The organism is Haloferax sp. Atlit-10N, assembly GCF_003586325.1.
Taxonomy (GTDB): Archaea; Halobacteriota; Halobacteria; order Halobacteriales; family Haloferacaceae; genus Haloferax; species Haloferax prahovense.
Window position 1 is genome coordinate 1 of sequence record NZ_PSYX01000113.1, and the last position, 524, is coordinate 524.

A 524-nucleotide genomic window follows, 5' to 3' on the forward strand; every position below is an offset into this window, starting at 1 on the left:
GGCCTCGATGCTGTCGATAGCACTATACGGCTCACGAGACTCCGGTAGCACATGAACGGGAAACGAGTCCTCGTGACCGGCGGTGCCGGCTTCATCGGTTCGAATCTCGCGAACCATCTCGCCGACGAAAACGAGGTCGTCGCCGTCGACGACCTCTACCTCGGCACGCCCGAGAATCTCGACGACGCCGTGGAGTTCCACGACGCGAGCGTGCTCGACGACGACCTCCCGACCGACGACGTGGACGTGGTGTTCCATCTGGCGGCGCTGTCGTCGTACAAGATGCATGAGGAGAACCCGACGAAGGGCGCGCGCGTCAACGTCGAAGGCTTCGTGAATACGGTCGAGCAGGCGCGAAACGACGGCTGTGACACCGTCGTCTACGCCTCAACCTCCTCGATTTACGGCTCGCGGACCGAGCCCTCGCCGGAAGAGATGCCGGTCGAGGCGCGCACGGGCTACGAAGCGTCGAAACTCGCCCGGGAGCGCTACGCGGAGTACTTCCACCACCACTACGATATGCG

General features: G+C 63.5%; 1 protein-coding gene. It reads left to right on the forward strand.

The window, feature by feature from the left end:
* Positions 1-51 precede the first annotated feature (51 nt).
* A partial coding sequence (locus C5B91_RS21425) for an NAD(P)-dependent oxidoreductase (protein ID WP_119713042.1) occupies positions 52-524 on the forward strand: 473 nt, incomplete at its 3' end.